Annotated in this window: 23 protein-coding genes; 12 read left to right on the top strand and 11 right to left on the bottom strand. The window is 64.4% G+C overall.

Going from position 1 to position 21,103, the window contains the following annotated elements:
* Positions 1-24: 24 nt before the first annotated feature.
* Positions 25-414, bottom strand: coding sequence for a hypothetical protein (locus tag H0241_RS29755; RefSeq protein ID WP_235984548.1), 390 nt, complete (start codon positions 412-414; stop codon positions 25-27).
* Between the two features lie 445 nt (positions 415-859).
* Between H0241_RS29755 and H0241_RS29750 the strand changes: the two genes are divergently transcribed.
* Together H0241_RS29750 and soxR are read left to right on the top strand one after the other, a co-directional pair.
* On the top strand, positions 860-1,318 hold the full coding sequence (locus H0241_RS29750) for a tRNA (cytidine(34)-2'-O)-methyltransferase (protein WP_181061336.1): 459 nt from the start codon (positions 860-862) through the stop codon (positions 1,316-1,318).
* 120 nt (positions 1,319-1,438) lie between these two features.
* Positions 1,439-1,885 (top strand): redox-sensitive transcriptional activator SoxR, encoded by a 447-nt coding sequence (soxR, locus tag H0241_RS29745; protein ID WP_181061335.1) that lies wholly within the window; start codon positions 1,439-1,441, stop codon positions 1,883-1,885.
* On the opposite strand, the gene H0241_RS29740 is transcribed toward soxR, so the two are convergent.
* Positions 1,882-2,139, bottom strand: coding sequence for a hypothetical protein (locus H0241_RS29740; protein ID WP_181061334.1), 258 nt, complete (start codon positions 2,137-2,139; stop codon positions 1,882-1,884). The two genes, soxR and H0241_RS29740, sit on opposite strands and share 4 nt — an antisense overlap.
* Before the next feature lie 112 nt (positions 2,140-2,251).
* Between H0241_RS29740 and hemF the strand changes: the two genes are divergently transcribed.
* The 3 genes from hemF to H0241_RS29725 all read left to right on the top strand — a co-directional run bounded on the left by hemF (position 2,252) and on the right by H0241_RS29725 (position 4,209).
* A complete protein-coding gene (gene hemF / locus H0241_RS29735; protein ID WP_181061333.1) occupies positions 2,252-3,166 on the top strand; it encodes an oxygen-dependent coproporphyrinogen oxidase in 915 nt (304 codons plus the stop codon).
* 245 nt (positions 3,167-3,411) lie between these two features.
* Positions 3,412-3,672 carry a DUF1344 domain-containing protein gene (locus H0241_RS29730; RefSeq protein ID WP_181061332.1) on the top strand — a complete coding sequence of 87 codons (261 nt, stop codon included), beginning with the start codon at positions 3,412-3,414 and terminating at the stop codon, positions 3,670-3,672.
* Positions 3,673-4,023: 351 nt separating this feature from the next.
* On the top strand, positions 4,024-4,209 hold the full coding sequence (locus tag H0241_RS29725) for a DUF1059 domain-containing protein (RefSeq protein ID WP_112561098.1): 186 nt from the start codon (positions 4,024-4,026) through the stop codon (positions 4,207-4,209).
* A gap of 10 nt (positions 4,210-4,219) precedes the next feature.
* Here the strand turns inward: H0241_RS29725 and H0241_RS29720 are convergent, their stop codons facing one another.
* Genes H0241_RS29720 through H0241_RS29710 form a run of 3 tightly spaced genes read right to left on the bottom strand, consistent with a single transcriptional unit; the run spans position 4,220 to position 6,749 of the window.
* The gene (locus tag H0241_RS29720) at positions 4,220-5,491 is read right to left on the bottom strand and encodes a CCA tRNA nucleotidyltransferase (RefSeq protein ID WP_181061331.1); all 1,272 of its coding nucleotides are present in this window, start codon (positions 5,489-5,491) and stop codon (positions 4,220-4,222) included.
* Positions 5,488-6,120 carry a CoA pyrophosphatase gene (locus H0241_RS29715; RefSeq protein WP_181061349.1) on the bottom strand — a complete coding sequence of 211 codons (633 nt, stop codon included), beginning with the start codon at positions 6,118-6,120 and terminating at the stop codon, positions 5,488-5,490. Before H0241_RS29715 ends, H0241_RS29720 begins: the two co-directional genes overlap by 4 nt.
* Positions 6,120-6,749: a DUF1285 domain-containing protein gene (locus H0241_RS29710; RefSeq protein WP_181061348.1), complete on the bottom strand. Its 630-nt coding sequence runs from the start codon at positions 6,747-6,749 to the stop codon at positions 6,120-6,122. The genes H0241_RS29715 and H0241_RS29710 overlap by 1 nt, the downstream gene beginning before the upstream one ends.
* A gap of 204 nt (positions 6,750-6,953) precedes the next feature.
* On the opposite strand from H0241_RS29710, the gene H0241_RS29705 reads away from it, so the two are divergent.
* The 4 genes from H0241_RS29705 to H0241_RS29690 are packed head-to-tail and all read left to right on the top strand — an operon-like array spanning position 6,954 to position 13,783.
* Positions 6,954-7,958 (top strand): AAA family ATPase, encoded by a 1,005-nt coding sequence (locus H0241_RS29705; protein ID WP_181061330.1) that lies wholly within the window; start codon positions 6,954-6,956, stop codon positions 7,956-7,958.
* Positions 7,958-8,872: a DUF58 domain-containing protein gene (locus H0241_RS29700; RefSeq protein ID WP_181061329.1), complete on the top strand. Its 915-nt coding sequence runs from the start codon at positions 7,958-7,960 to the stop codon at positions 8,870-8,872. Before H0241_RS29705 ends, H0241_RS29700 begins: the two co-directional genes overlap by 1 nt.
* Positions 8,869-11,694, top strand: coding sequence for a DUF4159 domain-containing protein (locus tag H0241_RS29695; protein WP_181061328.1), 2,826 nt, complete (start codon positions 8,869-8,871; stop codon positions 11,692-11,694). The genes H0241_RS29700 and H0241_RS29695 overlap by 4 nt, the downstream gene beginning before the upstream one ends.
* A 1-nt stretch (position 11,695) precedes the next feature.
* Complete coding sequence (locus tag H0241_RS29690) at positions 11,696-13,783, top strand: hypothetical protein (protein ID WP_181061327.1); 2,088 nt, start codon at positions 11,696-11,698, stop codon at positions 13,781-13,783.
* A gap of 258 nt (positions 13,784-14,041) precedes the next feature.
* On the opposite strand, the gene clpS is transcribed toward H0241_RS29690, so the two are convergent.
* The 4 genes from clpS to H0241_RS29670 form a co-directional block, all read right to left on the bottom strand.
* On the bottom strand, positions 14,042-14,347 hold the full coding sequence (gene clpS / locus H0241_RS29685) for an ATP-dependent Clp protease adapter ClpS (RefSeq protein WP_181061326.1): 306 nt from the start codon (positions 14,345-14,347) through the stop codon (positions 14,042-14,044).
* 132 nt (positions 14,348-14,479) lie between these two features.
* Positions 14,480-14,827, bottom strand: coding sequence for a hypothetical protein (locus tag H0241_RS29680; protein WP_181061325.1), 348 nt, complete (start codon positions 14,825-14,827; stop codon positions 14,480-14,482).
* 162 nt (positions 14,828-14,989) lie between these two features.
* Positions 14,990-15,244: a hypothetical protein gene (locus H0241_RS29675; protein ID WP_181061324.1), complete on the bottom strand. Its 255-nt coding sequence runs from the start codon at positions 15,242-15,244 to the stop codon at positions 14,990-14,992.
* A gap of 40 nt (positions 15,245-15,284) precedes the next feature.
* On the bottom strand, positions 15,285-15,587 hold the full coding sequence (locus H0241_RS29670) for a hypothetical protein (RefSeq protein ID WP_181061323.1): 303 nt from the start codon (positions 15,585-15,587) through the stop codon (positions 15,285-15,287).
* Between the two features lie 258 nt (positions 15,588-15,845).
* Here H0241_RS29670 and H0241_RS29665 point away from each other — a divergent pair, with 258 nt between their 5' ends.
* The 3 genes from H0241_RS29665 (at position 15,846) to H0241_RS29655 (ending at position 18,472) form a co-directional block, all read left to right on the top strand.
* The gene (locus H0241_RS29665) at positions 15,846-16,562 is read left to right on the top strand and encodes a response regulator (protein WP_023744277.1); all 717 of its coding nucleotides are present in this window, start codon (positions 15,846-15,848) and stop codon (positions 16,560-16,562) included.
* Positions 16,559-17,968: an ATP-binding protein gene (locus H0241_RS29660; protein ID WP_181061322.1), complete on the top strand. Its 1,410-nt coding sequence runs from the start codon at positions 16,559-16,561 to the stop codon at positions 17,966-17,968. The genes H0241_RS29665 and H0241_RS29660 overlap by 4 nt, the downstream gene beginning before the upstream one ends.
* A 93-nt stretch (positions 17,969-18,061) precedes the next feature.
* The gene (locus tag H0241_RS29655) at positions 18,062-18,472 is read left to right on the top strand and encodes a YciI family protein (protein WP_181061321.1); all 411 of its coding nucleotides are present in this window, start codon (positions 18,062-18,064) and stop codon (positions 18,470-18,472) included.
* 27 nt (positions 18,473-18,499) lie between these two features.
* On the opposite strand, the gene H0241_RS29650 is transcribed toward H0241_RS29655, so the two are convergent.
* Positions 18,500-19,969 (bottom strand): pyridoxal phosphate-dependent decarboxylase family protein, encoded by a 1,470-nt coding sequence (locus tag H0241_RS29650; RefSeq protein ID WP_181061320.1) that lies wholly within the window; start codon positions 19,967-19,969, stop codon positions 18,500-18,502.
* Positions 19,970-19,988: 19 nt separating this feature from the next.
* Positions 19,989-21,074 carry a PLP-dependent cysteine synthase family protein gene (locus H0241_RS29645; RefSeq protein ID WP_181061319.1) on the bottom strand — a complete coding sequence of 362 codons (1,086 nt, stop codon included), beginning with the start codon at positions 21,072-21,074 and terminating at the stop codon, positions 19,989-19,991.
* Positions 21,075-21,103: the final 29 nt, after the last annotated feature.

Below are 21,103 nucleotides of genomic sequence, written 5' to 3'. Positions count from 1 at the left end.
GATGCTCACAAATCAGTTTTCCGCTCACGCGGCGCGGGAGAAATCCCCGGAACGTACGGCGTCAGGGACCGACGGCCCGGAATCACCCGGGCCATCGGTCCTGCTTCGCGCAATATAGGGACTTGCGGGCTTTTCGCCGACAGACGCGTTCGACTGAGCTGACGGCACGCCGCCGCCAGCCCGGTTTTTCGCGCCCGGTCGGATCAGCCGGATGATCCGGCGCACCAGCGTCGGCCGGCTGTGGTCGGGAACCGCGCGCGAGAAATCGACATCCGGTAACATGCCGCGATGCGGACGCCGGCGGCTCTCGGCGTGAACCGCCGACGAATAGGTCTCGCCGATCAGCAACGCCCAGGTCGCCGTCTTGCGCTCGTGAAGGCTTCTTGAGCCAGGTATTCTGTAGGGATCGAACATCGGTCCGTCCTCCGTGTGAAAATAGAGATAAAAAGGCGAAGCAAGATCGTGCGCCGGCATTCGGCCGGAGGCGCGGATTGCATCGGTCGGGACGCGAGAACAGGCCTCGGTCAGGACACGCTCAGGTGGGGCGTCTGGCCCCTTCAACAGGTTGAAAAACATCGCAGGATTCCTTCGAAAGCCGAAAACTTGGTTCGGCGGGAATCGGTGCGATCAAATCTAGGAAGTCAGGTAAATCGTCGTACCGATACCGCCGGCAGGCAGGTAAGCCCACGAGAGGGGCGCTGGATGTGCATGGTCATCATGAAATACCCCTCCATCGGTTCGGGTTGACAATGCGTGCGGTATAATCGACTTCGCAGAAAATGGCCACCCGCAGGTCCAGCAATTTCCAAAACCAGGAGTCCGCTGTGGCCGATCTGCCACTTATTAGAAAGACGCGGAAATGAACTCTGGTCTCCGCATCGCCCTCTACCAGCCTGACATCGCCGGCAACACCGGGACAATCCTGCGCTTCGCCGCGTGCCTTGGCCTCGGCGTCGATATCATCGAGCCGGCCGGCTTCCCGCTCTCCGACAAGGCGCTCAAACGAGCCGGAATGGATTACCTCGAAATGGCTGCCTTGACCCGGCATGTCGACTGGAACGCCTTCGAGGACTGGCGCAAAAGCGAAGCCCGCCGGCTGGTGCTGCTCACGACCAAAGCCGCGACGACCTATACGGCTTTCGCCTTCGCCAAAGATGATGTTCTTCTGTTCGGTCGCGAATCCGCTGGCGTGCCGGATCCTGTCCATCAGGCGGCGGATGCGCGGCTGACGATCCCGATGCAGCCGGGCACGCGCAGCATCAACGTCGCGCTGTCCGTCGCCATGGTCGCCGGCGAAGCCATCCGGCAACTCGGCTAGGAGTTCGCTGGCAACTCCCGTCATCTTCGTCCAGGCGCACATCGCCTTCTCCTTCGTTTGCACATCCACGTTTTCTTGGCTACAAGCTCAACTTAACTTGAGGTCAAGCGGAAAATCGAGATGGCTCCGGTAAAGGAATTGACGGTTGGCCAGGTGGCCATGCGCAGCGGCGTGGCGGTGTCGGCGCTGCATTTCTACGAGGCGCGCGGGCTGATCCGCAGCCACCGCACGTCAGGCAACCAACGGCGCTATGGCCGCGATGTGCTTCGGCGGGTGGCCATCATCCGGGTTGCCCAGGAGGTCGGCATCTCGCTGGCGGAGATCGGCGCGGCACTTGAATCATTACCTGACGGCCGCACGCCGACTCGCGAGGATTGGAATCTGCTTTCAACGGCATGGCGCGACAATCTTGACCGCAAGATCAACCAGTTGAAGAAGCTGCGCGACGGCCTGACCGACTGCATCGGCTGCGGCTGCATGTCTATCGACAAATGCCCGCTCAGGAACAGGGAAGACCGGTTGAGTGCGCAAGGGCCGGGCGCAAGGCGACTGCTTGTGGAATCCTAATCCGCCGCCGGCAGCCGCCGTATCGTGAATTCGATGACGTCTCCCGGCCGTTCGAACCAGCTTTCGATCTCGGTCCAGTAGGCCTGCTTGGGAAAGCGTTCGAACCATTCCTTGGCTTTGAGCCGCGCATCCGAGCGCGGCAGCACGAAGGTTTCGCGAAGGAAGCCGTCGCGCGGCATGCGCTCGTGCTCGGCGCGCGAACGGTCGAGCCGCTTCTTCAAGCCATCCAGCGGCGGTCTTGCCGGGGTGCGCATGAAAGAACTCCTGGGGCCTTGACCAGATGACACTTGACCCTTGCCCTTAAGAGATTAGGGATCGCGCCCGGAAAAGACGAGTCCTTTGTCGGCTGAGACCGGAGACCTGATTTTGGAACGACCAGAAATACCGGCAGGCCTGCCAGCCGACATCGAACAGAAGAAGATGAAGGCCAGGCTCTGGTTCGAGACGCTGCGCGAGCGCATCTGCACCACCTTCGAGCAGATCGAGCAGGAACTGCAGGGACCACTGGCCGAATGGTCGCCCGGCCGCTTTGAAAAGACGCCGTGGGAACGCGACCAGGGCAAGGGCGGCGGCGGCACCATGTCGATGATGCGGGGCCGCGTCTTCGAAAAGGTCGGCGTCCACACTTCGACCGTCTATGGCGAGTTCTCGCCCGAATTCAGGAAGCAGATGCCCGGCGCCGAGGAAGACCCGAGTTTCTGGGCATCAGGCATTTCGCTGATCGCGCATCCCTGGAACCCCAACGTGCCGGCCGTGCATATGAACACGCGCATGGTCGTGACGTCGCGCCATTGGTTCGGCGGCGGTGCGGATCTGACACCGGTGCTCGACCGCCACCGCACCGAGGACGACCCCGATACGATCGCCTTCCACCGCGCCATGCAGTTTGCCTGCGAGAAGAACGCCGCGGTCGCCGACCACCCCAAATTCAAGGCCTGGTGCGACGAGTATTTCTATCTGCCGCACCGCAACGAGCCGCGCGGCGTCGGCGGCATCTTTTTCGACTGGCTGCATTCAGGTGAGGACAAAGGCGGCTGGAATGCCGATTTGAACTTCGTCCAGGATGTCGGGCGTTCTTTTCTCGTCGTCTACGGCCACCTGGTTCGAGCCCATTTCAACGAAAACTGGACCGATGACGACCGCGACGAACAGCTCATTCGCCGCGGCCGTTACGTCGAATTCAACCTTCTTCACGATCGCGGCACCATCTTCGGCCTGAAGACTGGCGGCAATGTCGCCTCGATCCTGTCCAGCCTGCCACCGGAGGTCAGGTGGCCGTAACAAATCGGTGAGCGGAGCGTGAGCCGCAAAGCTGTCCCATTCGCCGAATCTGGGCATGCAATGTGGCGCCCTGATTATCTTTTTCGTCTAATAGGCAATTGAAATAAAAGGATTATTTGTCGTTTCCGGGTCGGGAAGCGCCGGTGGTTCGCTCCCGAACTGCGACTCGACGCAACCAGACGGCCCTTAACGAAACGGAGCATTTTCCCAATCGAATGCCCCGCATTTTTCCAGGAGTACTTACCATGCGCAAACTCATTGTTTCGGCTGCCGCGGCTGCCCTTCTCGCTTCCGGCTCGGTTGCCTTTGCCGCGGTCAAGCACACCACGGGCACGGTCAAGACCTATGATGGAACGGCCATGAGCCTTGTTCTGGACGATGGTTCCACCTTTACGCCGCCCAAGACCTTCAAGGATCCTGGCCTGAAGGCCGGCGAAAAGGTCCGCGTTTCCTGGGACATGAGCGGCAAGAACAAAGTTGCCGAGGCAGTCAAGATCGTGAAATGACGGCCCTATCGGGACAAGACCGAATTGGTCTTGCCCTGAGGTAGCGTAAGGAGGCGGAGCAGCGCTGCTCCGCCTTTTTCGCTTAGAGCAATTCCAGAAAAAGTGTGAAGCGGTTTTCCCGGGAAAAGCGCGTAGCGCTTTCCCTAAGGAATTGCGTAAAACAAAGACTTAGAGCGGTTCTGGGTTTCCGTGCAACGATGAACTGCTCTAGGCGGCAACCAAAACCGCCGAACCGTGTTATGCTAGTTCCCCCGTACGTGCCCCCAAACCGACTGCTGGGCGCGAAACAAAGGTGGCGGAGCTTCGTGCCCATGAGAGGCGCAGGCTCCAAGGAGGAAAGGAGAAAATCCCATGAAGGAATTCCATTGCGGCTCGCTGGTTCCCGGCTGTGAGTGGCACACCCGTGCCGACGAGGAGGCCGAGGTCATGCGCCGTGCCGTCGACCACATGCGCGAGACGCATGGCGAAACGGTCATCCGCGAGACGATGATCGAAGCGATCCGTTCGCGCATCGAAAAGGTCCGCGACGCGGCCTGAATAAAATACCTTAGCCGGCCTTCAAGGCCTCCGCGGCGCGCTCAAGCAGCGCGTCGCGATCGAGCGTAAAGCCGGAGCCGATCCATTCCTTTTCAAGGTTTTTCAGGATCGCGCCGAGTTTCGGCCCGGGCGACGCGCCAAGTGCCGTCAGATCGGCGCCCTTGACCGGGAACACCGGTTTTTCCCATTTCAGCGCGAAAGCCAGCAGGCGCGAAAAGCCGCCGGCCTGGATGAGGGCGTCACTGTCCTCGACAGCGCGCGCCCGCGCCGAGGCGAGCGACAGCCGCAGGCGATCGACAAAACCCTGGCGGTCGCCGGCATAAAGCTTCTTGGCCAGTTCGCCTTCGCTCGTCTTGGGCTCGATTGCAGCCGTCAGTGCCCACTGCCGCAGGCGATCCGCCTCATTGGTGGAGAGCTTCAGCCGCTCCCCCAGCGTCTTCATCCGCGTGGCATCCGGCGGCACGATCGCCTCCAGCCTGAGCAGCGGATCCGGCGCCCAGCTCAGATCCTTCTCGGTCTTGGTCAGCCCGTGAATGGCATCGATGCCCCATTTCTCGCTCTCCGGCAGCGCGCTGGTCAGCACGCCGGCCTGGCGCATCCACAGCAGCGCGCGCGACGGATCTGGGGCCGATAACAACTTCTTCAGTTCGGCCCAGATGCGCTCGGCCGAGAGCTGGCCGAGTCCTTCCTTGAGCCGGGCGCAGGCCTTCAACCCTTCGGCATCGGGCCGGCCATCGCCATACCAGGCGAAGAAGCGGAAGAAGCGCAATATGCGCAAATAGTCTTCGCGGATGCGCTGTTCGGCATCGCCGATGAAGCGCAGCCGGCGCGCTTCGATATCGGCGACGCCGCCGACCAGGTCGATGACCGTGCCATCGGCCTCCGCGTAAAGCGCGTTGATGGTGAAATCGCGCCGTTCGGCGTCAGCCTTCCAGTCACGGCCGAGCGACACTTTGGCGCGGCGGCCGTCGGTCTCGATGTCCGCGCGCAGCGTGGTAATCTCATACGGCGTGCCGCCGGCGATCACCGTGACCGTGCCGTGTTCGATGCCGGTCGGCACTGCTTTGAAGCCCGCCGCCTCGACGCGACGGATGGTCTCGTCAGGCAGGCAAGTGGTGGCGATATCGATGTCGGCGACCGGCTGGCCGATCAGCGCGTTGCGCACTGCGCCACCGGCGATACGCGCCTGTTCGCCGCCTTGCGCCAGCACGGCAAGCAGCCGTTGCAGATGCTTTTCACCGAGCCAGTCGGCCCTGCCCGCCAGCGATATCGGATCACTCAAGCATAGAGCCTTTCATAGAGCGTGCGGATGATGCCGGCGGTGACGCCCCAGATGCGCTGGCCACCATAGGGCATCTCGTAGAAGAACCATTCGAGGTCGTTCCACATGCGGCTGTCCCTGGTGTGGTTGGCCGGATCCATCAGGAAGGAGAGCGGCACTTCAAAGGCGGCATCGACCTCGTCGGCATTGAGCGACAGCGTAAAACCCGGCCGCACGATCGCCAGCACCGGAGCGATGCGATAGCCGCTGCCGGCGACATAATCGGGCATGCGGCCGATGATCTCGATGCGGTCCGGGCCGAGCCCGATCTCCTCGAAGGTTTCGCGCAGCGCCGCTGCTTCCGGCGTCGGATCGGTCGGATCGATGGTGCCGCCGGGGAAAGCCACTTGCCCGGAGTGGCTGCGCAGCTTTTCCGCGCGCTTGGTCAAGAGCACGGTCGCGTCGCGCCCATGATCGACGACCGGAATCAGCACGGCAGCATCGCGCAGCGCTTTCAACTGCTTCAGCCTGGGATGTCCGGGGTTGAAGCGATGGTCGCCATAATCATCGCCGGCGTGCGCCTGCGCTTGCGCCGCGACCCGCGCGCGAAAATCCGCTGTGGAAAACGGCGGCGGCGTCACCTGATCCATCATGCGCTCAGCCGCTTCAGCTTTTCCGCCGGCATGATCGGATAGACCTCGCCTTTCGAACGCACGGCAAACATCGTCCTGCCGTCGATGTCGATTTCCTCGCCATGCTCGACCAGCTCGTACATCACCGGCCGCGACACCAGCGCTTCCAGCCGTCCGCGCACCAGCACATAGGGCTTCAGCCCGCCGGTCTCGTTCTCGTCGACGAAGCGCAGCGGATGGCCGGGTCCGGCCTCGACGACATCGCCGACATTGGTGCGAAAGGTGATGATTTGCTCTTCGCCGGCGCCGGAAACATCCATTTCGACGGCGATGAACGGCGCGTCGACGACTCGGATGCCGACCCGTTCGACCGGCGTCACCAGATAGGTCCTGCCATCCTCGTCCTTGCGCAGCACGGTAGAAAACAGCTGCACCAGCGGCATGCGGCCGATCGGCGTGCCGAGATAAAACCAGGTGCCATCCTGTTTGATCTCCATGTCGAGATCGCCGCAGAAGTCTGGATTCCAGCGCTCGACCGGCGCCGCGCCCTTGCCGGCGCGGGTGGCGCGCGAGATCAGTGCCTCCAGACCGCGCGCCTCTGTGGCACCGGTAAGGCTTTGTTCGCGATGTTCGGAGCGTTCCGTCATGGTCACGAAATAGTCACTGTTGTTCCGCTTGTCAGCCTAAGTCTGTGATTTAAGTTGAAATGCAGGCGCCAGGCGAGGCCGAATCGAGGCATTCTGGGGCACTGCTACAGTGCATGTCGCCCAGAAGTGTCGAGCGGTTCTGGGTCAACGACATACATCAAAGAGAATGCAAGCCGGTACTTCCAACACAAGGATCGAAGCGGCATGAGCGTGATGGTCAAGGAAAGCCCGATCGGCGAAAAGGACATGATCGCCCAGGCGGAGACGGCGCTGGCCGATATTTCGAGGGTCCGCGACGGCGTCGGCCGCGTCATCTTCGGCCAGGAAGCGGTGGTCGAGCGCACGCTGGTGGCGCTGCTCGCCGGCGGCCATGCGTTATTGGTCGGCGTGCCCGGCCTTGCCAAGACCAAGCTGGTCGAAACGCTGGGCGTCGTGCTCGGCCTCGATTCGCGCCGCATCCAGTTCACGCCCGACCTGATGCCGTCGGACATTCTCGGCTCCGAAGTGATGGAGCAGGACGAGGCCGGCAAGCGCTCCTTCCGCTTCATCTCCGGCCCGATTTTCGCGCAATTGCTGATGGCCGATGAGATCAACCGCGCCTCGCCACGCACCCAGTCGGCGCTGCTGCAGGCGATGCAGGAGTACCACGTCACCATCGCCGGCGTGCGCCACGACCTGCCGGCGCCCTTCCACGTGCTGGCGACGCAAAACCCGCTGGAGCAGGAAGGCACCTATCCCCTGCCCGAGGCGCAGCTCGACCGCTTCCTGATGCAGGTCGACATCCTCTACCCCGAGATCGAGGCGGAGCGCCGCATCCTCTTGGAAACCACCGGCATCGAGGACGCGAAGGCGCAAAACGTCCTGCAGCCTGTGCGGCTGAAGGAAATCCAGACGCTGATCCGCCGCATGCCGGTGCCGGAAAGCGTCGTCGACGCCATCCTCAAGCTGGTGCGCTCGGCGCGCCCCGGCCAGGGCAATGCCGAGACAGACAAGCACGTCGCCTGGGGTCCAGGTCCGCGCGCCAGCCAGGCGCTGACGCTCTGCGCCCGCGCCCGCGCTCTCTATGACGGACGGCTGGCGCCTTCGGTCGACGATATCAGAGCATTGGCCGAGCCGGTGCTGCAGCACCGCATGGCGCTGACCTTTGCCGCCCGCGCCGAGGGCACGACCGTGCGTGACGTGGTGGCGAAACTGGCCAAAGGCATCTGATGGCGCGTATCGGCGAAGTCCAGACACCGGCAGCGACGCGCGATGCGCTCGCCAGAGGCCGGTTGCGGGCTTCGCTGGTGCCAGACCTGCTGGTCGAGGCGCGCCGCATCGTCAACACCGTGATCGCCGGCTGGCATGGCCGCCGCAAGCGTGGCATCGGCGAGAATTTCTGGCAGTTCCGCCCCTATGTCGAAGGCGATTCCTCGCGCATCGACTGGCGCCGTTCGGCCCGCGACGACCATACTTATGTGCGCGACCGCGAATGGGAGGCCGCCCATACGGTGTGGCTGTGGGCCGACCCCTCGCCCTCCATGCTCTACAAATCGACTGGTGCAAGCGTGTCCAAGGAATCGCGTGCGCTGGTGTTGGCGCTGGCCATGGCCGAATTGCTGTCGCGCAGTGGCGAGCGCATCGCCTGGCCGGGCCTGACCGATCCGTTTACCGCTCGCAACGGCGCCGAGCGCATCGCAGCCCAATTGATGCACGCCGCCGACCCGCCGGCAAAGCCTGATCTGTCCAGCATCCGCCGCTTCTGCGACATCGTCATCGTCAGCGATTTCCTCGATCCGGTCGAAGAGACCATGGCCTGGCTCGACGTGCTGGCCCGCCATGGCGTGCGCGCGCATCTGATCGAGGTCGCCGATCCGGCCGAAGAGAGCTTCCCCTACGCCGGCCGCACCGAATTCACCGATCCCGAGACCGGCGACAAGCTGACCGCCGGCCGGGCCGAAATGCTCGGCGACGAATATCGCCTCCTCTACACCGCCCGCCGCCAGGAGTTGGCCGGCTGGTGCAAGCGGCTCGGCTGGAGCTATACGGTCAACCATACGGACCGCCTCGCCTCTGAGGCGCTGGTGCGCATCCATATGGCGATGACCGCCGATGGCGCATTCGCGGGAAGGGCCAGCGCATGAGCTGGCTGCCGCTCTCCTTTGGCGCTCCCATGGTGTTGTGGGGCCTGCTGGCGCTGCCGGTGATCTGGTGGCTGCTGCGACTCACGCCGCCCAAGCCGCAGACGGAAGTGTTTCCACCGCTGAAGATCCTCGCCCGCGTGCTGAAGCGTGAGGAAACGCCGCAGCAGAGCCCGTGGTGGCTGACGCTGCTCAGGCTGCTGATGGCCGCCCTTGTCGTCGCCGCCCTGGCCGAGCCCGTCTTCAACCCGCGCGAAAAACTGCCGGCGGAGGGCGCCGCGCTGGCGTTGGTTATCGACAATGACTGGGCAAGTGCCGCCGACTGGGGCAAGCGCGTCGCCACCGCCCAGCGGCTGATCGCCGACGCCGGCTCGAATGGCGTGCCGGTCGTCATCGCCTTCACCGCCGAAAAGCCGAATGCCGAGATCGGCCCGTTCGACGCCGCCGCCGCACTCGACCGGCTGCGCGCCGCCAAGCCGCGACCGATCCCGACCGACCGCCCCGCCGTCTATGCGCGCGTCGCCGGCGTGCTGGAGACTTTGCCCGGCGCCAGCGTTGCCGTTCTCGCCGACGGCTTGGCCGCAAAAGGCGACGAGGCCGCCTTCAACACGCTGCTGTCGAAAAATGCCGCCCGTGTCGTCTGGGCCAGTTCCGACCGGCTGGCGCTGACCGGGCTGACCGGCGCCGAGAACCAGGTCGACGGCTTCGCGCTGACCGCCATCCGCGCGCCGGGCGATCCGGCGCCGGCGCAAGTCACCGCCGGCGCCTTCGACGACAAGGGCCGCCGCATCGCCGATGCGACGCTGACCTTCGCGCCCGGCGAAACCACCGCCACGGGCACGATGGCGGTGCCGTTCGAACTGCGCAACGACTTCGCCTCGATCGCCCTCGACGGCGAGCGCCAGGCCGGTGCGGTGCGCGTGCTCGACGAAAGCTCGAAGCGCCGCCGCGTCGGGCTGTTGTCGCAGGCCGAAGCAGACCAGGCGCAGCCGCTTCTGTCGCCGCTCTACTATATCAGGCGCGCGCTGCAGCCCTTCGCCGATCTGGTCGAACCGTCGAGCGCCGACCTCGCCGACGCTATCCCGCAGCTCCTCGACCAGAAGCCGGCAATGATCGTCATGGCCGATATCGGCACCATTCCGCCGCAGGTCCATCAGCGGCTGGTCGACTGGGTCGACAATGGCGGCACGCTCGTGCGCTTCGCCGGGTCGCGGCTGGCCGCCGCCGGCAATGACGACGATCTTCTGCCGGTACGGCTGCGCACCGGCGAACGTTCGCTCGGTGGCTCCCTGTCATGGACGACGCCGCAGGCGGTCACCGAATTCCCGAAGAACGGCCCCTTTGCCGACCTTTCCCCGCCGGCCGAAGTCACGGTGAGCCGTCAAGTCCTGGCCGAGCCGACGCCCGACATCGTCGAGCGCACCTGGGCAACGCTGGCCGACGGCACGCCGCTGGTGACCGGGCTGAAAAAGGGCAAGGGCACGCTCGTTCTGTTCCACATCACGCCGGAAGCGACATGGTCGACGCTGCCGATCTCCGGCAGTTTCGTCGAAATGTTGCGGCGTATCGTGCAGCTGTCGCGCAATCAGGGTGCGGCGGTCGCCAACGCCGAAGCCGCTGCCACATCGCTGGCCCCCTATCGCATGATCGCGGCCGACGGCACGCTGGTGCCACCGACGCCGGATGCACGGCCGCTGGTGCCCGTCGCCGGCCCGTTGCCGGTGACGTTCGAGAACCCGCCCGGCCTCTACGGTTCCGAAACCGGCGTCTTCGCCCACAATCTGCTTGACCCGGCCACAGCCTTCGCGCCGCTGGTCCGCCCGCAATTCGCGGTGCCGGTGACCAATATCCAGTATGCTTTCGATGAATCGCGCGACCTCAAGGGATCGCTGGTCACAGCGGCGCTGGTGCTGATGCTGCTCGACACGCTTGCGGTGTTCTGGATGGGCGGGCTGCTGTCGCGCCGGCCGCGCCGCGCCAGGACGGCCGCGGCAACGACCGCTGCGCTGCTGCTCGGGCTCGGCATTTTGCTTGGCCATGCCGACCTCGCCCGCGCCGACGACGCCAAACCGGGCGACACCGCCGCCATCGAGGACATTGCCAAAACCCGCATCGCCTATGTGCTGACCGGCGTGCCGGGTGACGATTCGATCAGCCGCGCCGGGCTCGAGGGCCTGACCCACTTCCTGATCGAGAAGACCGCGCTCGAGCCGGGCGCGCCGGCGGGCGTCGACATCTCGAAGGACGAGCTTTCCTTCTATCCGCTGATCTACTGGCCGATCGACCCTTCCGCCCCAATGCCGAGCGAAGCCGCGATCGCCCGCATCGACGCCTATATGCAGCAGGGCGGCACGGTGCTGTTCGACACCCGCGACCAGTTTGCCAACGGCATCGGCGCCGATTCGGCGAGCCCGGCGACGGAGCGGCTGCGCGACATCCTCGGCAATCTCAACGTGCCGCCGCTGGAACCGGTGCCGTCGGACCATGTGCTGACCAAATCGTTCTTCATTCTGCCCGAATTTCCCGGCCGCTTCGCCGGCAGCCCGCTCTGGGTCGAAGCCTCGCTCGACGCCAGCAACGCCGAGAACCGGCCGGTGCGCGTCGGCGACGGCGTCTCGCCGATCCTCATCACCGCCAATGATTTTGCCGGCGCCTGGGCCGTCGACGAGAACGGCGACCCGTTGCTGCCGACCGTGCCGTCGGACCCGATGCAGCGCATCTATGCGCTGCGCGCCGGCGTCAACATCATGATGTACATGCTGACCGGCAACTACAAATCCGACCAGGTGCACGTGCCCATCCTGCTCGAACGGCTGGGGCAGTGAAATGAACTGGTCGATCTCCTTCGAACCGCTGCTGTCCTGGCCGTTGCTGGCTTCGGTGCTCATACCGCTGCTGTTGCTGGCGGCAGTCGGCCTGTGGTTCCGCCAGCGCGGCGCGATCTTCCGCTTCGCCGCGCTGCTTGCGCTCGGTGCAGCGCTGCTCAACCCGGTCTTCCTCGATGAGGAGCGCGAGGCGTTGAAGAGTGTCGTTGCCGTCATCGTCGACCGCAGCCAGAGCCAGGACATAGGCGAGCGCACCAAACAGACCGATGAGGCGCTCGCCGGGCTGCAGCAGCGCCTTGGCCGCTTCAAGCAGTTCGATGTCCGCGTCGTCGAGGCCGGCAAGTCGGAAGCCGCCGACGAGCGCACCGAGACCAAGCTTTTCGCAGCCCTTGAGGGCGCTTTCCGCGACGTGCCGCCCTCGCGCATCGGTGGCGCCATCATGATCACCGATGGCGAGGTGCATGACGCGCCGCCCGCCGCTCCCGACTTCAACGCGCCGCTCCACGCGCTGATCACCGGCAATGAGCACGAGAAGGACCGCCGCATCCGCTTCGAGAACGCGCCGCGCTTCGGCCTCGTCGGCAAGCCGCTCGACATGACCTACCGGGTCATCGCCACCGACGGCGAAACCGGCCCGGTCGATGTCCGCGTCTCGGTCAATGGCGAGCAGGTTGCGGTCGAAGAAGCGACCATCGGCCAGGCGATGCCGCTGCAAGTGACCATTCCCGGCGCCGGCCGCAACATCGTCGAGCTCTCCATCGACCGTGAGCCGGGCGAACTGACCGACGCCAACAACCGCGCCATCGCGCTGATCGACGGCATTCGCGAAAACCTGCGCGTGCTGCTCGTTTCCGGCGAGCCGCATGCCGGCGAGCGCACCTGGCGCAATCTCCTGAAATCCGACGCGTCGGTCGATCTTGTCCACTTCACCATTTTGCGGCCGCCGGAAAAGCAGGACGGCACGCCGATCAACGAATTGTCGCTGATTGCCTTCCCGACCCGCGAATTGTTCGTCGAGAAGATCAAGGATTTCGATCTCATCATCTTCGACCGCTACCAGCACCGCGACGTGCTGCCGATCCTGTATTACGACTACATTTCCGAATATGTCGAAAAGGGCGGCGCGCTTTTGATCGCCGCCGGGCCGGAATATGCCGGCGACGCCTCGATCGCCCGCACGCCGCTGATGTCGTCATTGCCGGCGATGCCGACCGGCGAAGTCATCGACAAGGCCTTCTATCCCCGCCTCACCGATCTCGGCCAGCGTCATCCGGTGACGCGCGGCCTCGACGGCTCGGCCTCCGAGCCGCCGCACTGGAGTCGCTGGTTCCGCACCATCGGCGTGCAGAATCCCGAAGGCGAAGTGGTGATGAAGGGCGCCGACAACCGTCCACTGCTTCTGCTCGACCGCAAGGGCGAAGGTCGCGTCGGCATGCTTCTGTCCGATCAGGGCTGGCTGTGGGCGCGCGGCTTCGAGGGCGGCGGCCCGCATGTCCAGCTCTATCGTCGCATCGCCCACTGGCTGATGAAGGAACCCGAACTCGAGGAAGAGCGGCTGACCGCCGACGGCCGCGGCATGGTGCTGGAAATCCGCCGCCAGACGATGAGCGACGACCCCGGCCCGGCCCAGGTCATCACCCCGTCCGGCAAGGCGCTGATCGTCAGGCTGGAGAAATCCGAACCCGGCGTCTTCCTCGGCAGCATCGAGACCAAGGAAATCGGCCTCTACCAGATTGGCAATGGCGACCTGACCGCACTTGCCCATGTCGGCCCGGTCAACGCGCCGGAATTCTCCGACGTCATCTCCACCGAGGATCGGCTGAAGGCACCGGCGGAAGCCACCGGCGGCAGCGTGCGCCGGCTGGCGGCGTCCTCCACCCTTGGCCAGCTCACCGGCGGCGTCACCCTGCCCTCCATCGTCCCGGTCCGCGCCTCGGGTGCCGCCTCAGGCGCAGACTGGATCGGCCTGCGCAGCACCGACGACAGCGTGCTCAAAGCAGTCTCCCGCGTGCCGCTGTTCGGCGGCTTCCTCGGCCTCGGCCTGCTGCTGCTCGCGATGGGCGCGATGTGGTATCGGGAGGGAAGATGATGCGCCCTTCCCTTCTCCCCTTGTGGGAGAAGGTGGATCGGCGCGCAGCGCCGAGACGGTTGAGGGGTGTTCCAGCAGAGTGAGACGTTGGTGTTCCCTGGAACACCCCTCATCCGACCTCACTTCGTGAGGCCACCTTCTCCCACAAGGGGAGAAGGTAAGAGCGCCCATGGCCCTGCCCTCCGCTATGGCTCCGGGCGTTCGAAACTCAAAAAGCCAAATCGTTGGCTTTTTGCCGGCCTTGAGGCCGGACGTTTCTCACTCCTCCGGTTCCGTCGTAAACAGCAGCGGATAACCCTTCGCCTTGCCGGCATCGGTGGCCCGAGTCGCCTTGGTCTCGGCCACGTCCCTTGTAAACACGGCGACGACGCAGACGCCGCGCTGGTGCGCGGTGATCATCACCCGGTGCGCCTGGTCTTCGCTGAGCTTGAACTCACCCTTCAGCACCGTCACCACGAATTCGCGCGGTGTGAAATCGTCATTGATGAGGATGACCTTGTAGAGCTTCGGCCGCTCGGTCTGCGGTTTGGTCTTGGTGCGGGGCTTGGAGGTGATTTCAGGCATGGGAAACCGGCATCGCGCGAGGGTCGCTCTCACTTTGACATGGGGGAAAGCAGTCGTCCATTTTGATCGGCGCGCGAAACCGGCTTCCCGGCGGCACAGCCGTTCACAAATTTAGGAACTGTCTGCCGCGGTTCAACGGCCGTGGCGGTCGGCGATGCGGCGGGCCGGGACTTGCCGTGTGGTGGATGCCGCATCCGGCCTCGATCCTGCAGCCCGGCGCTCCATCCAGGCGGCCGCGAGCCAGCCGACAAAGCAGGCCAGCGCCGAGCCGGTGAGCACGGCAAGAAGCAGACTCTGCCATGGCGTGATGTATTGCCAGTTGCTGGAGATCGCCGGCGCAAACAGCGATGGCTCGGTGCGCCCGCCCACTGGATCGGGCACCGGGCTGGCGGTGAATTGAACCAGCACCCTGACCGCAGCCGAGGCCACAAGGCCGCCAATGGCCATCGAGCGCAGAATGGATGAAAGCCGCTTCTTCATGCGGGCTGTCCTACCGGACCGGCATTGCAAACGGGTTAAGGTCCTGGGTGGCCGGCACCCAGCAACGGGAAAATTATGCTCGTCAGATACGACAAGGCCGCTCCAGCCGGGGGTGTGGCTGGAGCGGCCTTGTTACAGACAACCCTGTCGGGTTGGTCTGGATCAGGCCTTCTTGGCAGCCTTCTTGGGCGCCTTCTTGACCGGGCACTTGTGCGTCTTGGACACTTTGCAGGCCTTCACGGTCTTCTTCATGGCGGCCTTCTTCGGAGCAGCCTTCATCGGTGCGGCAGCCGGAGCAGTCGTGGTCGTCGTGGCAGCCGGAGCAGCGGTCGTGGTGGCGGCGGCGTTGCTGGCGACCGGCATAGCGAAGGCGAGAGCAACGGCGAGACCGAGAGCGGAGAGGAGGGACTTGTTCATGGCTTCATTTCCTTTTTTTGTGCGGGTCGGTTTTCGAGTGTCACTGAACAGGGTCGATCGGTGTCACTCCAAGCAGCTTCAAAGCGTTCGCGAGCATCCGGATACCCTGTGCCTGTTTCTTGTTGGCGCAGAACCGGTTTCCCTTTCTTTGCAGTGCTTTCGCCGCGGTGACCTGCGTTGCCGCGGCATGGGTTTCAAGGGCTTCGTCTACCTGGCGATTGAGATCGATGCAGCGCTCGCTCCTTGTGATCGGCGTCACCTTTGCGCTGGAGGCTGCGACCGCGGCCGTGACGAGCGAAATGCTGAGCAGCGCACCCATCAAGCTGATCGTGAACCTGTGCATCGGTAATGTCCGTTTACTCCGGAGACTAGCGTCGCAGCCGATGACCTGACCGCCACGGCACCCTTTATGCCTTTGATTTTTTTCGGAAGTTTTTCCGAACTATAGAATTTTGTTTCTGGATTGTTTCTGGCAAATCGGCTCCGCGGGCGATCATCGCCGCTGGCCAACATGTGGCCAGAATTCTATCGTGTGGGTGACGTCGCCAAGCAGACTCAGAAAGGCAGCCGCCGACCGGCCGCCAGCAATGACAGGATCGCCGTGAAATCCGATGCGCACATACTGATCGTCGACGACGACAAGGGCATTCGCGACCTGCTTCAGGAATTCTTCCAGAAGCGCGGCCTGCGCACCACGGTTGCCGCCGACGGCATCGAGATGGAGGACATCCTGCGCCGCACGCAGGTCGACCTGATCGTTCTCGATGTGATGCTGCCGGGAAAGAGCGGGCTGGAACTCTGCCGCGACCTGCGCGCCAGCTACTCGACGCCGATCATCATGCTGACGGCGGTTACCGAGACCACCGACCGCGTGGTCGGCCTCGAAATGGGCGCCGACGATTATGTGCCGAAGCCCTTCGATCCGCGCGAGCTTCTGGCCCGCATCCGCGCCGTGCTGAGGCGCAATGGTGCTGCCGAGCCGAAGCGCGCCACCACCAAGCAGATCTACCATTTCGCTGGCTGGACGATGGACTGTTCGCGCCGCCGGCTGATGGCGCCCGGCGACGTCAGGGTCGAGTTGACCATGGCGGAGTTCAACCTGCTGCAGACCTTCGTCAAGAGCGCGCAGCGCGTGCTCACCCGAGACCAACTCATCGAGCTTTCCGGCGGCGACAGCGACTATTCCTTCGACCGCAGCATCGACATCCTGGTCAGCCGTCTCAGGCGCAAGATGGAAGACGACCCCAAGACGCCGAAGCTGATCCTGACCGTGCGCAGCGGCGGCTACCAGTTCCTGCCAGAGACCACCTCCGAATGAGACGCCTGTTGCCGCAAACCCTGCCGGTCTGGGTTTTGCTCATCGTCATTGCCGGCCTGCTGATAAGCCAGGTCGCGACGCTCTATATCGTCTCGCGCGATCGTGCCGTCGCCAATGACGAGGTCGATCTCTACCGGCTCAACGACCGTGCCTATTCGCTGGTGCAGCTGATGCACGACGACACGCCCGAGCAGCGCAAGCTGACGGCGTCTGGCCTGTTCAACGCCACCTATGCGCTCACCGTTTCGGACACGCCCGCTGTCACCTCGTCGATCGCCGGCGACGACGAACTGGCCGAGCTCGAGGACATTCTGGTCGGACGCCTGTCGAAATTCGGCATCACCGACGCCCGCGTGCGGCGCGATCCGGCATCGCAGGCAGCCAACGCGCCTGGCGGCGTGGTGCTCACCAAGGATGTCGGCGCGGTGGAGCGTGACCTCTTGGGATTGGCGGCGAGCTTCGCCCAGAGTGACAAGCTGACGGCATCTGTCCGCTTCGCCGACGGCCAATGGCTGAACTTCACCGAGCCCAACACGCCGGTCGGGCCGATATTGAGCTTCGACAGCCTGCCGCTCTATTCGCTGATCGCAGCCCTGGTAGTGATCATGTCGATCTGGTCGCTGCGCCGGCTGACGGCGCCCTACCGGATGATGGAAACGGCGGTGAACCGCATCGGCACGGATCTGAAGAGCCCACCGATCGCCGAGACCGGCAGCCGCGAAATCCGCGCGGCGGCCAAAGCCGTCAACGCCATGCAGGTGAGGCTGCGCGACTATGTCGAGGACCGCGAGCATCTTGCCGCCGCACTCGCCCACGATCTGCGCACGCCGCTGACCCGCATGCGGCTGCGCCTCGAACTGTTGCGCAAGTCGACGGCGCGCGAGGCGCTCGCCCACGACCTCGCCGACATCGAGAGCATCGCCAGCTCCGTCATCGACTTCGCTACCTTCGAAGTCACCGAGGAGAAGAGCGAGCGCATCGATTTCTGGTCGCTGGTGGAATCGATCGCCGACGGTTTCGAAGACGTCACGTTCGACCATGACGGCGCCAGGCCACGCGGCATGATCTGCATGGCGCGGCCGGTGGCGCTCAAGCGCTGCGTCAACAATCTGGTCCAGAATGCCGTGACCTACGGCAAGAAAGCCCATCTCAGCCTGCGCCAGTCCGACGGCACGATCACACTGGTCATTCGCGACGAGGGACCGGGCATACCGCAGGCGCAGCTCGACCAGGTGTTCGGCTCCTTCGTGCGGCTGGAACAATCACGCAACCGTCAGACCGGCGGTCTCGGCCTCGGCCTGACGATTGCCCGCAACATCGCCCGCGGCGCCGGCGGTGAAGTCAATCTCTCCAATCATCCCGGCGGCGGCCTGCAGACGGAACTGCGCCTTCCGTTGGCGGCATAAGGCAGCAGACTACCGTCTCGATGGGCACCGGGGCTGGATCAGCCAACCCAACCTTGCAATAGTGCGGCCGCTCGAACAGGAGGAGATCGAGGCATGTTTTACGCCATCCTGGCCTATCACGTCGAACAGACCATCCAGTCTCTGACGCCGCAGCAGGATGCGGCGCTGATGCACGACCTGCTTGAGGTCAATGCCAGGCTGACCCGTGAGGGCAAGCTTGGGCCGGCGGCAAGGCTGGGCGCAACCGCTGACGCCGTCACGCTGCGCGGCCCGGGAGACGGCATCGTCATCGATGGTCCGTTTGCCGAGACCAAGGAGCAATTGCTAGGTTTGTATGTGCTCGACTGCGCCACGCAGGAGGCGGCGATTGCGGCCGCCCGCGACTTGCGTCGCGTGAACCCCTCGGCAGTCTACGAAATCCGACCGATCACATTCTACCTTCCCGGCGTCACGTTCCCCGGCACGGAGGACAGGGACGATGTCAAGGAGGCCGCCAGCGGCTGAGAGCCGCCTGCCCGACACCATGACCGGTCAGGCAGAAGCGATCTCATTGCCCAGACGGACCGTTTCGCTGACCAGAAGCTCAAGGTCCTCGCGCCGGGTCCGGTGATTGTTGATCGCCACCCTGAGGCAATGCCGGCCTTGCACCGTCGTATCGGAAATGGCGGCGATGCCGTCTTCCTGCAGCCGCAGCATGATCTCGGTGTTGAGCGCCTTCGCGCGCTCGCCATCGAGCCCGCCCGCACGATAGCGAAAACAGACGATATTGATGCTGGTCGGCGCCGTCAGCTCGAGCGCCGGTTCGGCCTCGATCAGGCTCGCGAGATAGTGCCCCTGAGCAATGTTCTGGTCGATCAGGCGGCCGAATTTTTCGACGCCGTGTTCCCGCAGCGCCATCCACACTTTGAGCGCCTTGAAGCCGCGTGACGTCTGCAGGCCGTAATCGTGCAGCCATTGCCCCGAGGCCAGCCCACGCGGTGTCGATTCCAGATATTCCGGCGTCACCGCGAAGGTTTTGCGATGCGCCGAGGCATCCCTGACCAGCGCGCAGCCCGCCTCGAAAGGTGCATGCAGCCATTTGTGAGGATCGAGCGCGATGGAATCGGCCCATTCGAGGCCAGCGACGCGATGGGCATTCTGAGGCGCAATCGCGATCAACGCACCGATGCAGCCATCGACATGGAACCAAAGGTCTTCCTCATGCGCCAGTTTTGCCAACGCCCGCAGATCGTCGATGGCGCCGGTATTGACCGTGCCGGCATTGCCGATGATGCAGGCCGGCTTGAACCCAGCCGCGCGATCTTCGGCAATCGCCGCCCGCAAAGCCTGGATGTCGATGCGCAGGCTGGCATCGCTGGCAATCCGGCGCAGCGCCTTGTTGCCGAGGCCGAGTGCCTCCATGCCCTTGCGATGGCAGGAATGGATCTGGTCCGAACCATAGAAGCGCAACGGCTTTTCGATGGCTGCAACACCATGCTCGCGCACGTCGATGCCGGCCTTTGTGTTGCGCGCCACGGCCAGCCCGATGATGTTGGCCATCGAGCCGCCGCTGACCAGCGTGCCGCTGGCCGAAGCCGACATGCCGGTCATCTGCTTGCACCAGTCGACCACCTGGCTGTCCATCAGGGCGGCGGCATGGTTGCCGCCGCCGAGATTGGAGCCCTGGATTGCCGCCAGGAAATCGCCGAGGGCACCGGTGAAGTTGCTCGACCCCATATACCAGGACCAGAAACGCGGATGGATGTTGCCCATCGGATAGGGCATCACCTTGTCGACGACATCGCCATAGATGTCGGCAAGCGGCGTCGGCGATTGCGGCAACGACGCGGTGAAGAAATCCTTCACATCTCCAGGCATCTCCTGCCACACCGGCCGTTGCCTGACATCGCGCAGGTAGGCGACGGCATCGTCAACGATCCGATGCGACAGGATCTGCACATCGGCCCAGTCCGAGGGGTCAAGCGTTTCCTCGGCAGCCGAGGTGACAGGCATCGCGTCCATACAGATTGCTCCCGCGCCGTCATGCCGGGAACTGGCAGCCGGGCGTCGAGCGCGAAAGAGCAAGCTCATCCGCATTCATCTCGGCCTCGATGCCATCGAACAGCGGCGTCGTCATGTAGCGTTCGCCGGTATCGGGAAGCATGCACAGGATCACCGATCCGGCCGGTGCCGTGCCGGCGATCTGGCGCGCAACGGCAAAAGCCGAGCCACCGGAAATGCCGGTGAAGATGCCCTCCTGCTGCGCCAGCGCCTTGGCCCATTTCATGCCCTCCGGCCCGGCAATCGGCATTACCTCGTCATAGAAGTTGCCATCGATCGCTTCCTGCAGGACGTTCGGGATGAAGTCCGGCGTCCAGCCCTGGATCGGGTGCGGCTCGAAGGCCGGATGGCTGGCGGCCGGCGCGCCGCCGGCGCCGCGTACCTGCGGCTTGCCGCTGCCGACAAGCTGGGCGTTGGCTGGCTCGGTGAGTACGATCCGGGTCTCCGGCCGCTCGCGGCGCAGCACCCGCGCCACGCCGGCAACGGTGCCGCCGGTGCCGTAGCCGGTGACGAAATAGTCGAGCCGCGAGCCGGTGAAATCGTTGATGATCTCGCGTCCCGTGGTTGCTTCATGGATCGCGGCATTGGCCTTGGTCTCGAACTGCCGGGCCAGGAACCAGCCATTGGCTTCGGCCAGTTCCACCGCCTTCTTGTACATGCCGAAGCCTTTCTCGGCGCGCGGCGTTAGCACCACCTTGGCGCCGAGCATGCGCATCAGCTTGCGGCGCTCGACCGAAAAACTGTCGGCCATCGTCACCACCAGCGGATAGCCCTTCTGCGCGCAGACCATGGCAAGGCCTATGCCGGTGTTGCCGCTGGTCGCCTCGACGATGGTCTGTCCCGGCTTGAGCGCGCCGCTGCGCTCGCCTTCCTCGATGATGTTGAGCGCCAGCCGGTCCTTCACCGACGCCGCCGGATTGAAGAACTCGGCCTTGACGTAGATGGTCGCGTGCGCCGGGCCGAGATTGTTGACGCGGATGACCGGCGTATCGCCGACCGTGTCGAGAATGCTGTCGAACAGGCGGCCGCGGCCGGCCGTGGTTCTGATCTTCTGCTGATGCAACATGGATAACTCCTGGTTTTGCTCACGGGCCG

The sequence above is a fragment of the Mesorhizobium neociceri genome (genome assembly GCF_013520985.1).
Taxonomy (GTDB): domain Bacteria; phylum Pseudomonadota; class Alphaproteobacteria; order Rhizobiales; family Rhizobiaceae; genus Mesorhizobium; species Mesorhizobium neociceri.
The sequence above is the reverse complement of the archived record's forward strand: the minus strand, read 5'-3'. Positions and strand labels throughout refer to the sequence as shown.